General features: G+C 67.9%; 16 protein-coding genes. 12 read left to right on the top strand and 4 right to left on the bottom strand.

Annotated features, from left to right (window positions below):
• Nucleotides 1-122: 122 nt before the first annotated feature.
• The 7 genes from NA12_RS12805 to NA12_RS12775 all read left to right on the top strand — a co-directional run bounded on the left by NA12_RS12805 (nt 123) and on the right by NA12_RS12775 (nt 8151).
• On the top strand, nt 123-566 hold the full coding sequence (locus tag NA12_RS12805; protein WP_067449556.1) for a GyrI-like domain-containing protein: 444 nt from the start codon (nt 123-125) through the stop codon (nt 564-566).
• On the top strand, nt 563-1003 hold the full coding sequence (locus NA12_RS12800) for an AraC family transcriptional regulator (RefSeq protein ID WP_067449555.1): 441 nt from the start codon (nt 563-565) through the stop codon (nt 1001-1003). Before NA12_RS12805 ends, NA12_RS12800 begins: the two co-directional genes overlap by 4 nt.
• A 204-nt stretch (nt 1004-1207) precedes the next feature.
• On the top strand, nt 1208-1924 hold the full coding sequence (locus tag NA12_RS12795; protein WP_174551081.1) for a hypothetical protein: 717 nt from the start codon (nt 1208-1210) through the stop codon (nt 1922-1924).
• Nucleotides 1921-4053, top strand: a complete 2133-nt coding sequence (locus tag NA12_RS12790; protein ID WP_067449554.1) for an Rv1355c family protein — start codon at nt 1921-1923, stop codon at nt 4051-4053. The genes NA12_RS12795 and NA12_RS12790 overlap by 4 nt, the downstream gene beginning before the upstream one ends.
• A gap of 74 nt (nt 4054-4127) precedes the next feature.
• Nucleotides 4128-5945 (top strand): putative bifunctional diguanylate cyclase/phosphodiesterase, encoded by a 1818-nt coding sequence (locus NA12_RS12785; protein ID WP_067449725.1) that lies wholly within the window; start codon nt 4128-4130, stop codon nt 5943-5945.
• Nucleotides 5946-5954: 9 nt separating this feature from the next.
• The gene (locus tag NA12_RS12780) at nt 5955-6944 is read left to right on the top strand and encodes a GAF domain-containing protein (RefSeq protein WP_067449553.1); all 990 of its coding nucleotides are present in this window, start codon (nt 5955-5957) and stop codon (nt 6942-6944) included.
• Between the two features lie 79 nt (nt 6945-7023).
• Entirely contained in the window at nt 7024-8151 is a 1128-nt protein-coding gene (locus tag NA12_RS12775) for a glycosyltransferase (RefSeq protein WP_067449552.1), read from the top strand.
• Between the two features lie 18 nt (nt 8152-8169).
• Here NA12_RS12775 and rsmI read toward each other — a convergent pair whose 3' ends face one another.
• Entirely contained in the window at nt 8170-9102 is a 933-nt protein-coding gene (rsmI, locus tag NA12_RS12770; protein WP_174551080.1) for a 16S rRNA (cytidine(1402)-2'-O)-methyltransferase, read from the bottom strand.
• A gap of 103 nt (nt 9103-9205) precedes the next feature.
• Between rsmI and NA12_RS12765 the strand changes: the two genes are divergently transcribed.
• Nucleotides 9206-10810 carry a dolichyl-phosphate-mannose--protein mannosyltransferase gene (locus NA12_RS12765; protein WP_132369693.1) on the top strand — a complete coding sequence of 535 codons (1605 nt, stop codon included), beginning with the start codon at nt 9206-9208 and terminating at the stop codon, nt 10808-10810.
• A gap of 10 nt (nt 10811-10820) precedes the next feature.
• Here NA12_RS12765 and NA12_RS12760 read toward each other — a convergent pair whose 3' ends face one another.
• Together NA12_RS12760 and arcA are read right to left on the bottom strand one after the other, a co-directional pair.
• Complete coding sequence (locus NA12_RS12760; RefSeq protein ID WP_371855990.1) at nt 10821-11186, bottom strand: GntR family transcriptional regulator; 366 nt, start codon at nt 11184-11186, stop codon at nt 10821-10823.
• Nucleotides 11183-12424: an arginine deiminase gene (gene arcA / locus NA12_RS12755; protein ID WP_067449721.1), complete on the bottom strand. Its 1242-nt coding sequence runs from the start codon at nt 12422-12424 to the stop codon at nt 11183-11185. Before arcA ends, NA12_RS12760 begins: the two co-directional genes overlap by 4 nt.
• Nucleotides 12425-12587: 163 nt before the next feature.
• Here arcA and soxR point away from each other — a divergent pair, with 163 nt between their 5' ends.
• Both soxR and NA12_RS12745 read left to right on the top strand, forming a co-directional pair.
• On the top strand, nt 12588-13073 hold the full coding sequence (soxR, locus tag NA12_RS12750; RefSeq protein WP_067449550.1) for a redox-sensitive transcriptional activator SoxR: 486 nt from the start codon (nt 12588-12590) through the stop codon (nt 13071-13073).
• A gap of 33 nt (nt 13074-13106) precedes the next feature.
• Nucleotides 13107-13859, top strand: coding sequence for an isocitrate lyase/PEP mutase family protein (locus NA12_RS12745; protein WP_067449720.1), 753 nt, complete (start codon nt 13107-13109; stop codon nt 13857-13859).
• Nucleotides 13860-13911: 52 nt separating this feature from the next.
• Here the strand turns inward: NA12_RS12745 and metG are convergent, their stop codons facing one another.
• A complete protein-coding gene (gene metG / locus NA12_RS12740; protein ID WP_067449549.1) occupies nt 13912-15480 on the bottom strand; it encodes a methionine--tRNA ligase in 1569 nt (522 codons plus the stop codon).
• Between the two features lie 21 nt (nt 15481-15501).
• On the opposite strand from metG, the gene NA12_RS12735 reads away from it, so the two are divergent.
• Together NA12_RS12735 and NA12_RS12730 are read left to right on the top strand one after the other, a co-directional pair.
• The gene (locus tag NA12_RS12735; RefSeq protein WP_067449548.1) at nt 15502-16335 is read left to right on the top strand and encodes a TatD family hydrolase; all 834 of its coding nucleotides are present in this window, start codon (nt 15502-15504) and stop codon (nt 16333-16335) included.
• Between the two features lie 172 nt (nt 16336-16507).
• The gene (locus NA12_RS12730) at nt 16508-17635 is read left to right on the top strand and encodes a resuscitation-promoting factor (RefSeq protein WP_067449547.1); all 1128 of its coding nucleotides are present in this window, start codon (nt 16508-16510) and stop codon (nt 17633-17635) included.
• Nucleotides 17636-17704 lie beyond the last annotated feature (69 nt).

Genomic DNA, 17704 nt, shown 5'->3' with positions numbered 1-17704 from the left:
ATCGGACAAGACCTCCGGGTGTCCACTCCGACGTGGTGGACGTTTGTCCAGCTCAGATATGGTTAGGGTGGGGTTTGATAGCATTGCGCAACCCGAGCAGGACCCTTCGAGAGAGTCGTCAATTGCAGTTCGAAATCGTCGAGCGGGACGAGACCTGGGTGGCCGGTCTTCCGGTTCGTAGTCCCAAACGCGCACTCGGTGAGCTCCGCGACCGTGACCTCGAAGCGGCATGGTCGGCGGTTCTGCATCAGGATCTGGGCGGGCCGTTGGCCAGCGCCTACACCGATTACACCGGCGAGCTGAGCACCTACAACACCCAGATCGTGGGGTATCAGTGCGATTCGCTCGAACAGGTCACCCGTGGGCATCTGGCGGCTCGACTGCCGCGCGGCACCTACGCGCGCTTCTCCTCGGTCGGTAACTTCCCGCGGGTGATGACGGATCTGTGGACCCAGATCGCCTACGCCGAGGAACACAACCAGATCAGGCGCACCTTCACCGGTGATTTCGAGTGCTATCCGCACGCTTACAAGATCGATCTGTACCTGGCGGTCGATCCGCGATGACCTATTCGATCGTGGTTCGTGGCGCGGCCCTGTACGGCGGCCTGGCGGTGCCGAAGGTGCACCCGAGCTTCAAGGTGAGCAACAGCGATCTGATCGAGTTCCTCAAGGACCGGTTGCGCGACCGCCCCGACGGCGGCGAACCGCTGCACACGGTCTACGTTCCCGATCCGGCGGGCAACTGGAACGCGCTGGTCGCCCGTGAATACGTGTCCCCGGACGACGTCCCGGTCGGCGATCTCATGCTGCGTGTCCCGAGGGGCATCTACGCCCGTTTCGCCCCCAACGGCGACTATCACGACCCGGTGGAAGACGTCTGGGCCCAGGTCGACGACGCGACGGCGTCGGCCGAGATCTCCCGCGCCTACCGCGAGGAGATCGAGGTGTGGCACGGCCCCGACACGGTGGAACTGTTCGTGTCGATCACGGTCGATAGCTAAAAGTTAGCCGAATTCGAACCGATCGGTCTCGACTCCATCGACCTTCGGGTATTCACCCACTCTGACCTGGGGTTATTTCAACTGGCTCAGAAGGTTTCCGGAAAATTAGCCACTCGTATGGTGCAAACCGTCGGAATGACGGATACTGCGTAGGCAAACTTTGGCTGGTCGGGCAAACCGACGTGGGTGTAGGTACGGAGTTGTATGAGGGTGTCGGCTCACACCGGCCCGGATAACCGGGCGGTCGGTGCGAATGCGGGCGGGTTGCGGTACCTCGACAGCAGTTCCGGATGTCATGTCCGCGTCTGTTCGCCGGGCGAAGATCCGGCGCTGTGGAACCAGTATCTCGAGGGTGCGCTGAATGGTTACCGGCACTACGGAGTTCAGGGCGCGATCGACGTGAAGTTGCTCGCCGACGGCCGTTCGACCTCGCTGTTCCTCGTCGCGATCGACCCCGATGGTTCGGTGGTGGCCGGCCTGCGCGCGCACGGACCACACGCGACGGCCGACGAGATCGCGGGGTTCCAACCGTGGCTCGGCACCCCCGGTGAGGCCGCGTTGCGGTCCTCCGTCGAGGCCAAGGTGCCGCTCGGCGTCGCCGAGTCCAAGGGCGGATGGTCGATCCGATCGGACCCGCGCAGGCCGGAACTCGGCGCGTTGGTCGCCCGTGGCGTCGTGCACGTCACCTGGCTGCTCGGCGTGCGTTACGGCTTCGGCGTGAGCCCGCTGCACCAGCTCGACTCCTATCGATCGAGCGGGGCGCGACCCGATCCCGGCATTCCCGCCGTCTCCTACCCGGACGAGCGCTACACCACGGTGCCGGTGTGGTGGGATCTGGCCGATCTCTCGGCGGCGACCCGCACGCAGCGCGACCTGATCGCGGTCGAGCGCGCGCAACTGTTAGAAGCTCGGAGCACATGAGGCAGGATCTCGCCCCCGCCGACATCTTTCGAGCGTCGGTGCTCGACGACGCGATTCCCGCCGACGCGGCCGAGCTGGCGCGCCTGCGGGGGCTTCCCGGTATCTCGGTGAGCGATCTGCGTCCGGGGATGCGAACGGAGCTGGCCCGGCTCAAGGCCGCGCCCGAGGCGGACCCGGCCGATGACCGCTGGGTGTACTACCCGTGGCGGTCCGCGCTGGTCGCCATCGTGGGCGCTACCGCGTTCCGGGCTATTCGGCACGACCGCAACCGCAACAAGCTGACCATCGCCGAGCAGCGGCAGCTGAGTGAACAGTCGGTGGGCGTCATCGGGCAGAGCGCGGGGCACGAGATCGCCTACATCGCGGCGCTGGAGGGTGCCTGCGGGCTGCTGCGGATCGCCGACTTCGATACCGTCGAACTGTCGAATCTGAATCGAATACCGGGTGGGCTGTTCGACATCGGGCTCAACAAATGCGTCGTCACCGGCCGTCGGATCGCCGAACTGGACCCGTACCTGCCCGTCGAGATCTACCCGGCGGGTGTCGACGAGTCCACGATGGACGAATTCCTGACCGGGCTGTCGGTGGTGGTCGAGGTCTGCGATTCCCTCGATGTGAAGCTCGCCGCCCGCGAGGCGGCACGGCGCCACCGCATCCCGGTGCTGATGGAGACCAACGATCGAGGTCTGTTCGATGTCGAGCGATTCGATCTCGATCCGGATCGGCCGCCGTTCCACGGACTACTCGGCGAGACGACGCGAGCCGACCTCCGCGGATTGTCCAACCGGGACAAGGCCCCGCACGTGATGCGGATCCTCGATCCGGAACAGCTCTCGTCCCGGCTCGCCGCCAGCCTGACCGAGATCGACGAGACGGTCACCACGTGGCCCCAGCTCGGCAGCGATGTCGGACTCGGCGCGGCCACCATCGCCACGGCGGTGCGCCGGATCGGGCTCGGTCACGCGCTGCCGTCCGGTCGAATCCGGATCGATCTCGAGCGTGAACTCGACGGCCTCGGCGAGCCGGATCGAGATGACCGGAGATTCGCGGCCGACACCGCACCACTCGACGAGTACGACGAGCCGCGTACAGCGCTCGCACGGGTCCTGCACGGCATCGAACGCGCGCCGTCGGGCGGCAACGCGCAACCGTGGGTGGTGCGCGTCGGTGATTCCGCCGTGCACCTCGCCGTCGACCCCGCACGCACTTCCGGGATGGATATCGGGTTCCGTGGCAGTGCGGTGGCCCTCGGCGCCGCCCTCTACAACGCCCGCGTCGCCGCGGCAGCTCAGGGTTTGCTGGGGACGCACGAGATCGTGCTCGGCGGTACGGCTCCCGTGTCGGCCTTCCTGCGCTTCGGTACGCTCGCCGACCCGGAACTGGCCGCCGATTACCCGGGAATGCTCACTCGCGCCACCAACCGGCACCTCGGCGACGGCCGCCCGCTCGCCCCGGAAGTGCTCGACACACTGGCCGTTTCGGCTGCCGCGGAAGGCGCGTTCGTGCGTGGGGTCACCGATCGCGCCGGACTCGGCGAGGTCGCGGGTCTGCTTGCCGAATCCGACCGCATCCGGTACCTGACCCCCCGGCTACACGCCGAGATGTTCGGTGAATTGCGCTGGCCCGCTGACGATGTGCGGACCGGTCTCGACCTGCGGACCATGGAGCTGGCCTCCGACGAGTACGCCAAACTGGCCATCGGTGGGCGCGCCGATGTGATGGCCCATCTCCGGGACTGGTCCGGCGGTGCGGCGCTGGGCGACTACGCGCACCAGCGGATTTCGTCCAGTTCCGCGCTGATCGCGGTCACCTGCCCGGCCGGAGCCGACGCCGATCTCACCGATTATGTGCGCGGCGGTTCCGCCGTCGAGCGCGTGTGGATTGCCGCGCAGAAGCTGGGCCTCGCGGTCCAGCCGATGTCCCCGGTTTTCCTCTACGTCCGTGACGACAACGATTTGCGCAACGTATCCGCAGGATTCACGGATACACTGGCCTCGATCCACAAACGGTTCTCCGCACTGATGGGAATTCCCGGGCACGAGACGGTCACGGCAGTATTGCGACTGAGCTACGCGCCCGCCCCGACAGTACGGAGCGCCAGGCTCCCGGTACTCGGTTCAGGGAACTGACAGATAGCACGATCGGAGAAACGGTGCCTCGGCGAAACCTCGACTCGTTGGTGACGCAGGTCGCCTCGGAGTTGATGGGTGTCGACGCCACGACCATGGTCGCGGCCAGTGAACGCGTGCTCGCGAGCCTGGTGGACTACTTCGACGTGGAGTTCGCCTATCTGCGCCACACCGAGCGCGAGCAGCGCCAGACAGTGCTGATCGCCGAGTGGCCGCCTCGGCCGTACGTGCCCGATCCCGACCCCCTCCGCGTCATCGACTTCGCCGAGGCCGATTCGCTGTTCCTGGCCAGCGAGAACGCCGTCGAGCCGATCATCGTCAGTCGCGGCGACGAGTACCCCGACTATCAGGAGATGATCCGGCAGTCCACCGGCATGCCCTCGATGGTGACCGCGTGCGTCCCTCTGATCTCGCGCGGGGTGTCCACCGGCGCGCTCGGCTTCGTCCGGCGTGGCGACCGGGCCTGGACGACCCGCGAGGTCAATGTGCTCAAGGCGATCGCGGCATTGTTCGCGCAGCTACAGGCCAGGGTGGAGGCCGAGGACCGGCTGCGCTACATCGCCTCGCACGACGATCTCACCGGCCTGGCGAATCGGCGCGCGCTGCTCGAGCACATGGAGGAACGGCTCGCGCCGGGCAACGCGGGTCCGGTCGCGACCTTCTTCCTCGATCTCGATCGCCTCAAAGCGCTCAACGACTTCCTCGGTCACAACGCGGGCGACAATTTCATCCGCACGCTCGCGGCCAGGTTGCGCAAGAACTTCGCACCCGAGGACATGATCGCTCGCCTCGGCGGCGACGAGTTCGTCATCGTGCCCGCCGAGACGATGGACGCGGTGGCCGCCGAACTGGAGGCGAACCGGATTCAGGAACTGGTCGGGCGCCGGGTCTCGGTCGGGCAGGAGTCGGTGAGCCGCGGGGTCAGCGTCGGCGTGGCGCTCGGCGTGCCCGGCGAGACGACGGTATCGGACGTGCTGCGCCGTGCCGACCACGCGTTGCTCTCGGCGAAGTCCGGCGGCGGCAACGGCATCGCGGTGTTCACCGATGCCATGCGGGTCCAGTTCGAGCTACAGGACGACGTCGAGGTCAACCTGCGCACCGCGGTGTCCGATGGGTCGATGGTGCTGCACTATCAACCCGAGGTCGACCTGCGCACCGGTCGCATCGTGGCGCTGGAAGCGCTGGTGCGCTGGCAGCACCCCACGCGGGGGCTCCTGCCGCCCGGCGCGTTCGTCGCCGTCGCCGAGGCCACCAACCTGGCCGGTGAGCTCGGCCGGTGGGTAATCCGTTCGGCCTGTTCGCAATTCGCCGACTGGCGCCGCCGCGGGCTGGCCGCCAATGTGGTGATCCGGATCAATGTGTCGCCGGTCCAGCTGGTGAGCGCCGACTTCGTCGAGCGCATCGAGGACATTCTGCGCCTGTACGGCATCGACGGTAGTTCGGTCTGTCTGGAGATCACCGAGCATGTCGTCGTGCAGGACCTGGTGCGAACCAGGCTCACCCTGCGCGGCCTCAAGCGGATGGGCGTGCAGATCGCCATCGACGATTTCGGCACCGGCTACAGCTCGCTGTCGCACCTCAAGGCGCTGCCCGTCGACGCCGTGAAGATCGACCGTGGTTTCGTGCAGCGGCTCGGTGACAGCGACGACGACCTGGCGATCGTGAAGTCGATCATCGGGCTGGCCGGGTCGTTCGGCCTCGGCGTGGTGGGCGAGGGCGTCGAGACGCCGATGGCGGCCAGAACGCTGGTCGGTCTCGGCTGCTACCGCGCGCAGGGGTTCCTCATCGCCAGACCGATGCCGGGCGAGGCCGTCGAGGCGCATCTGCGCGAAGGACGTATCCCGCTCGACCTCGACCTGCCGCGCGCGGGCCGGGGCGTGGCGTCGAGCTGAATCGCGGCGATGCCGTCCGACGATTGGCTGCTCGTGGAGACTCTGCGCTGCGGTGGTGAACCGACGGTGGTCGCCGCGGGCGCGCACCCGCGGCACTGGTCCGGGCTCGGCTCGCTGCGCCGCGTGCTCGGCCCGTCTCGCGCGCGGATCGCGACCGAGGCTGTGCGGCGTTGCCACGCGGACGGGCGAGCCCAGCGAACGGTCGAGGCGGACACGCTGGTCGTGACCGAGCCGGTGCCGTGCGCGTACGCAGGCATCCACGGAGTGCGGCTGTGGGTCGGGGCTGTCGATGCTCCGATTCCGCCACCGCGCCGGGTCGCGGCCTGGGACTGGGATGCCGACACCGAGCTCGCCCATCACGGCCCGGGGCTGGAGGAACTCGTCTTCGCCAGGGCCCCCGAGCACGTACGGGTGATCCGCACGCCGCCGGAGGCGTTCGGCCGGATGACGCGTTTCGACGGGCGGATCGACTACTTCGCGATGGTCGCGCGCCTCGACGACGGCGGCCAGTGGCAGGGCGAGGTCGACATGGCGGGCGACGACGACGAGGTCCGCCACTTCCAGATGATCACCAGGGCGGTGCCGGCGCGACGACGGATCAGCGCGCTGATGCACGCGATTCCCGAGCTCGACACAGCCGTGCCCGCCACCGATCCCGACGCGGCCATGTTGCGCGCCGTCTCCCAGCGCAGCGGGGTCGGCGTCGGCATCATCGAGCTGACCAGCGCCCTGATCTACGAATGGGCGGGTCCGCCGCTGCCGCCGCTGGATCGCTGGCTGGTGGAGCGACCCAGCGTCGATCCCGATGATCTCGCCGCGTTGCGGGCCGCCTGTCACGACCTGGCCCGTACGCCTGGCACCGGCCGGCGGCTGACGCTGCGGGTACGGTTCGCGGCGAGTGGGTGGGTCACCGCGCAGGCCGAACTGGTGGCCATGAGTACGGGGCACGGGCTGCTGCGGGTGTGGTCGGCCGGTGACGGTTCGCCGGTGGACCGCTGAGCCGCATCTTTCGATGCTGTTCACCTGCTGTTCCTCGGGCGGGACCCGTGGGTAACCCGCGCGGCGCGACGATCGGCGTGTGCGCATTGTGCAGCTCGCCAATTTCTACGGCCCGCGATCGGGTGGGTTGCGCACCGCCCTGCACCACCTCGGTGAGGGCTATGTGGCGGCCGGGCACGAAGTGGTGCTGATCGTGCCGGGGGCGCGGCGCTCCGAGGAGGTTCTCCCCACGGGTGCGCTGCGAATCACTTTGCCCGCGTTGGGAATTCCCTGGACCGGTGGTTATCGCGCGGCTGATCCGCGGCGGGTGGCCGATGTACTGTCCGGGTTGTCGCCGGATGTGCTCGAGGTGTCGGACCGGCTCACGCTGCGCGGTTTCGGCCGGTGGGCGGGGCGGCGCGGGGTGGCGAGCGTGATGATCTCGCACGAGCGCCTCGACCGGCTGCTCGGTCAGTTCCTGCCGGGACCCGTCGCGCGGCGCTGCGCCGACGTGGCCAACCGGCGCACCGCCGCCGATTACGACATGGTCGTGTGCACCACCGCGTTCGCGCGCGAGGAATTCCTGCGGATCGGCGCGCCGAACGTGGAACTGGTACCGCTGGGGGTCGACCTCGATCTGTTCAGCCCACGCCGTCGCGACAGCGGCCTGCGCGCCGATCTCGGTGTGGCCGGGCATCCGCTGCTGGTGCACTGCGGGCGGCTGTCGGTGGAGAAGCGCGTCGACCGCAGTATCGAGGCGGTCGGCGCCCTGCATCGCGCCGGGGTCCCGGCCCGGCTGGTCGTCGCGGGCGACGGACCGCGCCGCGAGTCGCTGGAACGCCGCGCCCGCGCCATGCCCGCGCTGCCCGGTGGCGAACCGGCGGTCCATTTCACCGGCTTCATCAACGACCGCGCGATGGTGGCGAAACTCCTTGCCACCGCCGATGTCTCACTGGCGCCCGGTCCGCACGAGACCTTCGGTCTCGCTGCCCTCGAGGCCTTGGCCGCGGGCACTCCGGTCGTGGCCAGCCGCTCCTCCGCCCTCGCCGATATCGTCACCGCCGAATGCGGGGCCATCGCCGCCGATCGCCCCCGCGCGTTCGCGCGAGCCGTCACCGACGTACTGGCGATGCCGACCTCGGGGCGCCGGCTGGCCGCCCGTTCACGCGCCGAACAATTCGGCTGGCCGCGCGCGGTCGCGGGGATGCTCGCGGTGCTCGGTCGCTGATCCGGCCCGCGATCGGGCTCAGCTCTGTGAGCGAGCCGCGAGCACGGCGTCGTAGAGCTCGCGGCGGGACGCGCCCCGGCCCGCCGAAACCTCGGCGCAGGCGTCCTTGAGCCGCATGCCGCCCGCCACCAATGTCTCCACCTCGTCGACCAATTCGGCGGGCTCGGCCGACACCGGTTGGGAGCCTTCGAGAACCACGGTGATCTCGCCACGCGCGCCCTTGACGGACCAGGCGGCCAGTTCGCCGAGAGTGCCGCGCACGACTTCCTCGTAGGTCTTGGTGAGCTCGCGGCAGATGGCGGCGCGACGGTCGGGCCCGAGCACCGCGACCGCGTCGGCCATGCAGTCGGCCAGCCGGTGGGGCGCCTCGAAGAAGACGACCGCGCGCTGCTCGGAGGTCAAGGTGCGCAACCACTCTCGGCGCTGACCACCCTTGCGCGGAGCGAAGCCGTCGAAACAGAAGCGTTCCACCGGGAGGCCGGACAGGGCCAGCGCGGTGGTGACCGCCGAGGGGCCGGGCAGGCAGGTAACCGGGAGGTCGCGTTCGACGGCGGCGGCGACCAGCCGATAGCCGGGATCGCTCACCGACGGCATGCCCGCGTCGGTGACCAGCAGGACCGTCAGGCCGCTCGCGATGTCGTCGAGCAGGGCGGGGATGCGCGCGGTTTCCACATGGTCGTAGAAACTCACGACGCGGCCGGTGATCTCGACACCGAGCGCCTTCGCGAGCGATCTCGTGCGGCGGGTGTCCTCGGCGGCTACCACGTCGGCCGAACCGAGCGCGTCGCGCAGTCGCTGCGACGCGTCGCCGATGTCGCCCATGGGGGTTGCCGCTAAGACCAACACTGTGTTGTCCGACCTCTCCGGTAAGTTCTCCCCGCGGGCGATCGAGTGCGGGCAGCGATGCGGCCGGGCGCCCGCGAGCCGCGTGAGTAGATGGCGCCCGGTCATTCTGTCAGGCGGGGGAGCCACGCCCGAGGGCGCGTAGGTGGGGAAACGAGGGGGCACAAGTGTCGGGTCGGACTTCGTGGGCGGTACCGCCTACGATCGGGGCGTGATCCCGGTGACCGATGAGCGCGTGATGCCCCCGTCGCGCCCCGCGTCGGCGGCGGTCGGTCCCGCGCCGCTGCGGCCGGCCCCGGATTTCGGCCCGCTCGACACCGCGCGCGGCTGGCTGGTCACCGGGGTGCTCACCGTCATCGCCGCGCTGACCAGGTTCGTGAACCTGAATTACCCGACCGACGCGCGCACTCCCGTCTTCGACGAGAAGCATTACGCGCCACAGGCCTGGCAGATGGTCACCGGCGGCGGGGTGGAGGACAACCCCGCCTACGGCCTGGTCGTGCACCCACCGGTCGGTAAACAGTTCATCGCCATCAGCGAGGCGATCTTCGGCTACAACGCGTGGGGCTGGCGTGGCACCGCGGCGCTGGCGGGCACGATCCTGGTGCTGCTCGTGGTGCGGATCGTGCGCCGGATGGCCCGCTCGACGCTGATCGGCGCGTTCGCTGGGGTGCTGCTCATCGCCGAGAGCCTGACCTTCGTCTCCTCGCGGATCGGCATGCTCGACATCTTCATGTCGTTGCTGGTGACCGCGGCGTTCGGCTGTCTGATAGTCGACCGCGACGACGTGCGCGAGCGCATGGCTCGCGCGGATCTGGCCGGACGGGTCGGTGTCTCGGTCCTGGGTCCGCGGCTCGGCGTGCGCTGGTGGCGGTTCGGCGCGGGCGTGCTGCTCGGGCTGGCGTGCGGCACCAAGTGGTCCGGCGTCTACTACATCATGTTCTTCGGCCTGCTCAGCGTGGCCTTCGACGTGAGCGCGCGCCGTGCGTACGGGGTGCGCAAGCCGTGGCTGGGCGCGCTAGTGCGTGATGCGGGCCCCGCGCTGTACGCGCTGGTGGTGATTCCGCTGGTCGTGTATCTGTCCTCGTACTGGGCGTGGTTCGCCAGCGAGAACGGGGTGTTCCGGTACGCGGTGGGCAATCAGGTCGGCAGCGGTGGCCCGTTCTCCTTCCTGCCCGACGCGCTGCGCTCGCTCTGGTACTACCAGGGCGAGACCCTCGATTTCCATTCCGGGCTCACCAATTCGGCGGGCAACCACCATCCCTGGGAATCCAAGCCGTGGACCTGGCCGATGGGTTTGCGCCCGATGCTCTACTACTACGCCGACGGCACCGTCACCGGTTGCGGCGAAGCGCAGTGCGTCAAGGCCGTGATGGCCGTCGGCACGCCCGCACTGTGGTGGCTGGCGTTGCCGCTGATCGGCTGGATGGTGTGGCGTTCGGTGGTGCGCCGCGACTGGCGCTACGCGGCGGTCCTGGTGGGGTACGGCGCCGGGCTACTGCCGTGGTTCCTGACGCTGGACCGGCAGATGTACTTCTTTTACGCGGTGGTGCTCGCCCCGTTCCTGGCGATGGGGATGGCGCTGGCGCTGGGCGACATCCTCGGATCGGCGAGACCCGCAGGCATACCGCGAAGTCCGACGGGCACCTATCTGCCCGCCCCGGTGAACGAGCGATACGCGCTCGGTTTGTTGATCGTGAGCATCTATCTCGGCGTGGTGATCGCGAACTTCGTCTGGCTGTGGCCGATCCTCACAGGTCAGGCGATCACGCCGCAGAACTGGCAGGACCATCTCTGGCTGCCCAGCTGGCGGTAGCGCGGAGTAGTCAGTCCATGGCGCGGTGGACGAATGCGATCGCGTCGGCGTCGTCGAGGCCGAGTCGTCGGATCGTTGTCACGTAGTCGACGGCGGCGCGGCCGGCGATGTCGCGGGTGGGGTCGCCCGAGGACGCGATGAAAGAGCCTTGGCGGCCACGGGTTTCGAGCACGCCGTCGGCTTCCAGTTCACGATAGGCGCGGGCGACGGTGTTGGGGGCGATGCCGAGTTCGGCGGCCAGCGCGCGGACCGTGGGGATCTTGGTGCCCGCCGTGAGCGTGCCCGCGCGGACCTGTTCGATCACGGCCATACGCAGCTGCTCGTAGGGCGGCTGGGTGGAATCGGCGGACAGCTCGACGTGGAACACGATGCTCACACCTCGTCTCGGGACAGCGGACAGGACATACAGCGGGGACCGCCGCGACCGGAGCCCAGCTCCGAGCCGCTGATGGTAACCACCTCGATACCCGCCTCGGCCAGGCGCGAGTTGGTCATCTCGTTGCGTTCGTAGGCCACGACCACGCCGGGCGCGAGGGCGAGGGTGTTGTTGCCGTCGTCCCACTGTTCGCGTTCGGCGTCGGGGCCCTCGCGGCCGGTGTCGATCACGCGCAGCGTCGGGATGCCCATCGCCGCCGCGGCGGCGGGCAGGAACGGTTCGGGTCCGGCGATGCTGATGCGCTCCAGGTCGCCGCGGCCGGAGAAGCCGTCTTCGCGGCGGATCGTGAACGCCTCCAATGATTTCCGAACGCCGGGGTACATCACCACCGCGTCGGTGTCGACCATCGTGCAGACGGTGTCCAGATGCATGGTGGCCCGGTTCTGCGCGATCGGCACCACCAGCACGGTGTGCGCGAGATCGTCGTCGAACAGGCTGCGCGCCAACGCTTCCGCGCCCGCGGGCGTCGTCCGTTCGCCGACACCCACGGCCACGACACCTTTGGCGAGCAGCAGCACATCACCGCCCTCGATCGGCGCGGTGTGTGACTCGTAGGCCCGGCGCACGCCGAGGAAGCGCGGGTGGAACGCGTAGACGAGATCGGTGATGGAGGTCTCCCGGCTGCGGGCGGGCAATGCCAGCGAGGTGATCGCGACCTTCGGGCCGACCCAGAACGAGGAATCGCGGGTGAACAGCAGGTTCGGCAGCGGATCGACGACGAAATCGCCGCCGTGGTGCATGCGCCGCACCAGCGAGGTGGCGTCTGGGCCGAACGGCAACTCGTCGAAGGTCATCCCGGCCATCAGGATGTCGGCGAGCGCGGGGGGATCGAATTTGCGCAGTTCGGCGGCGAGCTGGTCGGCCAGGCCGTGACCGAGCCTGCGGGCGTCGACCGCCGCCGAGATGCCCTGGATCCTGGCTGCTCCACTGGCACTGAGGGTTTCGGTCAGCAACTCGGCCAGCAACAGCACCTCTACGCCGCGGTCGCGCAGTACGGTGGCGAAGGCGTCGTGTTCGGCTTGCGCGCGCTCGACCCAGGGGATGCCGTCGAAAAGCAGTTGGTCGTTGTTGCTCGGGGTGAGTCGACGTAGTTCGGGCCCGGGGCGGTGCAGCAGCACCGTCCGTAGCCGACCGACCTCGGAGGTGACGGTCAGGCGCGAGTCGGGGGCGGTTCCCATCTGCAAACCGTAATGCGAGGACCGCGTGTCTGCGAGCCGCAACGCGCTGGGGTCGGCCGCGCTGCTCGTCGGTGTCGGCCGCTCGTGCGCGCGTTCCACCGATTTTTCGTACACGACACGAATACCTGAAGTATTGTTTAGGTGGTAGTGGGAGGAGCTATAGATGACGATGGCCGATTGGCAAACGAAGGAGCTGACCCCCGGGCAGCTATCCGATCGTAGTGGAGTTGCAGTGTCCGCGTTGCACTTCTACGAACGCGAAGGTCTCATATCGAGCCGTCGGACCAGTGGTAATCAACGTCGATACTCTCGCGAGACCCTGCGCCGGGTCGCCTTCATTCGAATCTCACAGCGGGTCGGTATTCCACTCAGCGAGATCCGCGCGGCCTTGGACCGACTGCCGGAGGGGCGTACCCCGACCCGGCGCGATTGGGAGAACCTGTCGACCACGTGGCGCGAGGATCTCGACGATCGCATCTCCCAGCTCGTGCGCCTGCGCGACAACCTGACCGGCTGTATCGGCTGCGGTTGCCTCTCGCTCGGCTCGTGCAAACTCGTCAACGAACACGATCGTCTCGGTGCGGAGGGTCCCGGTGCGCGCGTGCTCGATGTTCAGGTGAACTGCCCGCCGAAATCCGGCTGCGTGTAGCTCTTGTCGGCCGCCTCGGGCATCATCGCGGGTATGACTTCACTGGATGCCAAAGCGAAGACTCTGCTCGAACTGCACCATCCGGGAAACCCGGTGGTGCTACCTACCGTCTGGGACGCGTGGTCGGCGAATGTCGCTGTGGCGGCTGGTTTCTCGGCCCTGACCATGGGCAGTCACCCGGTCGCGGACTCGATCGGGCGCGCCGACGGTGAGGGGATGAGTTACGAAGAACTCCTCACCCGCGTCGCCCAGGTCACCGACTCGGTCGAGGTCCCGGTGTCGGTCGACATCGAATCCGGCTACGGCCTCGAACCGCTGCAACTGATCGACGGTCTCCTCGCCGCGGGCGCTGTCGGCCTCAATATCGAGGACACGGTGCACAGCGAGGGCAAGCGCCTTCGTTCGCCCGCCGAACACGCCGATGTGGTCCGCGGCCTGCGCGAAGCCGCCGACGCGGCGGGCGTGCACGTCGTGGTCAACGCGCGCACCGACCTGTTCCTGCGCCAGGACGGCGACGAGGCCGACCGCGTCGACCGCGCCATCGCCCGCCTGATCCTGGCCGCCGAAGCGGGTGCCGACGTTCTCTACCCGGTGGGCAAGCACGCCGACGCCGACCTGCGCCGACTCGCCGCCGACCTGCCGTTGCCGATCAACGCGATCGGCCAACCGGGTAGCCCGGCCAAGGACTACTTCGCCGACCTCGGCGTCGCCCGCATCAGCTTCGGCCCGTTCCTGCAGGCCGCTCTGGGCGCCGCGGCAACCGAACTGCTGGCTGCCTGGAAGTAGCGGCCGTGGCCTGTGGCGCACGGCGAAAGGCCGTGCGCCACAGCTCGTTCGACTATTCCTTCGGCTCGATATAGCGCGGGAAGATCGGTTCCGGCGCGGGCAGGTCGAGGCCGGGAGCCAGTGCGGTGGCGATATCGGCGAAGGCGCGGCCTTCCTGGGCGAGCAGGTCGAGGATCTTGGCCGCGGACCCCGGCATCACCGGTTGGACCAGGATGGCCACGATGCGAACTACCTCGAGGGTGACGTACAGGACCGTAGCCATGCGGGCCAGGTCCTCTTCGGTCCCCGACTTACGCAGCGCCCACGGGGCATTGGCGGAGAAGTAGCGGTTCGTCTCGCCGAGCGTGAGCCAGATGGCCTCCAGGGCGAGATGCATCTGCTGGGCGTCGAACTCGGTGCGGCACTTGGCCAACAGCCCGTTCGCCCGGTCGAGCAGGGCGCGGTCCTCGTCGGTGAATTCGCCGGGCGTGGGGGACTTGGCGTCGCAGTTCTTGTTCACCATGGTGAGGCTGCGCTGGACCAGGTTGCCGAACTCGTTGGCCAGATCGGCGTTGATGCGGCCCGCGATGGTCTCGTTGCTGTAGCTGCCGTCCTGGCCGTAGGAGATCTCGCGCAGCAGGAAGAACCGCACCTGGTCGAGGCCGTAGGTCGACACCAGCGCCAGCGGGTCGACGACATTGCCCGTCGACTTCGACATCTTCTCGCCCTTGTTGTACAAGAACCCGTGCACGAAAACCCGGTCGGGGAGCGCGATCCCGGCCGACATCAGGAACGCGGGCCAATACACCGTGTGGAACCGGGTGATGTCCTTGCCGATGATGTGCAGGTTCGCCGGCCAGAACTTCTCGAACGCCGCCGAATCGGCGTTCGGAAAGCCGACGCCGGTCAGGTAATTGGTGAGCGCGTCCACCCACACGTACATCACGTGGTCGGGCTCGCCGGGGACCGGAACGCCCCAGTCGAAGGTGGTGCGCGAGATCGACAGATCCTTCAGCCCGGCCTTGACGTAGCTGACGATCTCGTTGCGCCGGGTCGAGGGCGCGATGAACTCGGGGCGCTCGTCGTAGAGGGCCAGCAGCTTGTCCTGGTACTGCGAGAGCCGGAAGAAGTAATTCGACTCCTCGGTCCAGGTGACCGGGGTGTTGGTCTCGGTGGACTCGCGGGTGCCGTCGGCGAGGAGGGTGGTTTCGTCCTCGTTGTAGAAGGCCTCGTCGCGCACCGAGTACCAGCCGGAGTAGTTACCGAGGTAGATATCGCCGTTGGCGAGCATCCGCTCCCAGATGGCCACACAGGCGGCCTGGTGGTCCTCGTCGGTGGTGCGGATGAAGCGGTCGAACGAGATGTCGAGCGCCTTGTCCATCGCCTCGAACACATCGGAGTTGCGGGCCGCGAGTTCCTGCACCGGGATACCCTCGGTGACCGCGGTCTGCTGCATCTTCTGACCGTGCTCGTCGGTGCCGGTCATGAAGAACACGTCGTAACCGTCGAGTCGCTTGAAGCGGGCGATCGCGTCGGTGGAGATGTACTCGTACGCGTGGCCCATATGCGGCGCACCGTTCGGGTACGCGATGGCCGTTGTGACGTAGAAGGCGGGCGCCTCGGCGCCTTCGGTTGCGCTCATGATGGCACTACTCTAATCCGGGTGCCAAACACGAATCGTCCGGCTCCGCCAGTTCCGACGCCGCTCGCGCCCCTGATCGACGCGCATACGCACCTCGATGCCTGTGGCGCGACCGATGCCGCGTCGACCACGGCCATCGTGGACCGGGCGGCCTCGGCCGGTGTCGGGCACGTGGTGACTGTCGCCGACGATCTGGCCGCCGCGCAGTGGGCCGTCGAGGCGGCGCACTGGGATCCGCGGGTGTACGCCGCCGTCGCGTTGCATCCCACCCGCGCCAACGCCTTGGACGACAAGGCCAAGGCCGAACTCGAGCACCTCGCCGCCGACCCGCGCGTGGTGGCGGTCGGCGAGACGGGCCTGGACTACTACTGGCCGGGCAAGCTCGACGGCTGCGCCGATATCGAAACCCAGATCGAGGGTTTCCGCTGGCACATCGACCTGGCCAAACGCGTGCGCAAACCCCTGATGATCCACAACCGCGAAGCCGACCACGACCTGCTGACGGTGCTGCTCGACGAGGGCGCACCGGACACGGTGATCTTCCACTGCTTCTCCTCGGACGCCACGATGGCCGACGCGTGTGTGGCGCAGGGATACGTGCTGAGTTTCTCCGGCACCGTGAGTTTCAAGAACGCGCACGAACTACGGGAGGCCGCCAAGTTGGTGCCCGACGATCAGATCCTGGTGGAAACCGACGCTCCGTATCTGACGCCGCATCCGTATCGCGGTGCGCCGAACGAGTCGTACTGCCTGCCCTACACCGTCCGCGCGCTCGCCGAAGCCAGGGAACAGGACCCGCGGACGCTGGCCGAGATCACCACCGCCAACGCGCGCAGGCTGTATCGGATTCGGTAGTCCGATTCGTCTGTTCGACAGGGGGCTCGACATTAAACGTGAGTCGGCTCACATTCGGCCCCTCACGTTGTTATCTACCAGCGCTGTCTATATGGAATCGTGATCTGCGATCCCGCTGTTCGGGCGTCTTGGTGTTGTCTGGCGCGCACCTCGTCGTTATCGTCCTGTAATCATGTCAGCTTTCGCGCGGATCAACTCGTCACGGTCACCCCTGCTGTTCGCAGCGGTGGCGGCCATGCTGCTGATCCTGCTCATCGGCGCCTCGCTGGCCATCGTGAACCACAAAACGGTCGCGATCGTCATCGACGGCGAACGGATCGAGCACTCGACGATGGCACGCGACGTGCGCGCCATCCTGGCCGACGCGGGCTACGAGATCGCCGAACACGACGAGGTGATCCCGGCCGCGAGCGCCAAGGTCGGCGACGGCGCCACCATCACCTTCAACCGTGGCCGCGAGATCACGGTCACCGTCGACGGCGTCGAGCGCAAGGTGTGGACCACCGGCACCACCGCGGGCGACGCGCTCGCGTCGATGCAGATCCCCTCCGACACCCACGTATCGCCCTCGCGCACCGAGAAGCTGCCGCTGGCCGGTGCGGCGCTGAGCGTGTACACCCCGCGCAACATCTCGCTGGTCGACGGTGGCGCCGCCCCGGTCGACGTGCGCCTCGCCGCCGCGACCGTCGCCGAATTCCTCACGGCCGCGGGCGTTCCGTTGAAGGACGAGGACTTCACCCAGCCCGCCGCCACGACGCCGCTCACCGAGGGCATGCAGGTGGTGGTCACCCGCCAGCACACCGAACAGCGCACCGAGACCCTGCCGCTCGATCCCATCGAAACGGTGATCGATGACGTGACCATGAACATGAGCCGCACGGTGGTGGAGAACCCGGGGATGCCCGGTCTGCACCAGGCGACGTTCGAGGTGAAAATGGTGAACGGGGTCGAAGCGGGGCGGCTGCAGGTGCATTCGAATGTGCTCGTCCCGGCGCAGAACAAGACGATTCGTAAGGGTGCGAAGCCGGGGACCGAGGTGCCGCCGGTGCGTGACGGTGCTGTGTGGGACGCGTTGGCCAAGTGTGAGTCGACGGGGAACTGGGCTATCAATACGGGCAATGGTTATTACGGTGGGATTCAGTTCGATCAGAGCACTTGGGAACGGCAGGGTGGGTTGAAGTATGCGCCTCGGGCTGATCTTGCTAGTCGGGAGGAGCAGATTGCTATCGCTGAGGTGACTCGGGCGAGGCAGGGGTGGGGGGCTTGGCCTGCTTGTACTGGGCGGTTGGGGATTGGTTGAGGGTTCTTGGGGGGGGTTTGGGGTGGTGGGGTTTGAAGTTGAGGGATGAACAGGGATTGGTAGTCCCAG

The sequence above is a fragment of the Nocardia alba NBRC 108234 genome (genome assembly GCF_001612665.1).
Classification (GTDB): domain Bacteria; phylum Actinomycetota; class Actinomycetes; order Mycobacteriales; family Mycobacteriaceae; genus Nocardia; species Nocardia alba.
The sequence above is the reverse complement of the archived record's forward strand: the minus strand, read 5'-3'. Positions and strand labels throughout refer to the sequence as shown.

Bases quoted from the DNA above. Each gene is read 5' to 3' on its own strand.
- NA12_RS12800 (WP_067449555.1), top strand. From the start codon at position 563: ATGACCTATTCGATCGTGGTTCGTGGCGCGGCCCTGTACGGCGGCCTG.
- NA12_RS12795 (WP_174551081.1), top strand. From the start codon at position 1,208: ATGAGGGTGTCGGCTCACACCGGCCCGGATAACCGGGCGGTCGGTGCG.
- NA12_RS12790 (WP_067449554.1), top strand. From the start codon at position 1,921: ATGAGGCAGGATCTCGCCCCCGCCGACATCTTTCGAGCGTCGGTGCTC.
- NA12_RS12785 (WP_067449725.1), top strand. From the start codon at position 4,128: ATGGGTGTCGACGCCACGACCATGGTCGCGGCCAGTGAACGCGTGCTC.
- NA12_RS12780 (WP_067449553.1), top strand. From the start codon at position 5,955: ATGCCGTCCGACGATTGGCTGCTCGTGGAGACTCTGCGCTGCGGTGGT.
- rsmI (WP_174551080.1), bottom strand. From the start codon at position 9,102: ATGACCGGGCGCCATCTACTCACGCGGCTCGCGGGCGCCCGGCCGCAT.
- arcA (WP_067449721.1), bottom strand. From the start codon at position 12,424: ATGGGAACCGCCCCCGACTCGCGCCTGACCGTCACCTCCGAGGTCGGT.
- soxR (WP_067449550.1), top strand. From the start codon at position 12,588: ATGACGATGGCCGATTGGCAAACGAAGGAGCTGACCCCCGGGCAGCTA.
- NA12_RS12745 (WP_067449720.1), top strand. From the start codon at position 13,107: ATGACTTCACTGGATGCCAAAGCGAAGACTCTGCTCGAACTGCACCAT.
- metG (WP_067449549.1), bottom strand. From the start codon at position 15,480: ATGAGCGCAACCGAAGGCGCCGAGGCGCCCGCCTTCTACGTCACAACG.
- NA12_RS12730 (WP_067449547.1), top strand. From the start codon at position 16,508: ATGTCAGCTTTCGCGCGGATCAACTCGTCACGGTCACCCCTGCTGTTC.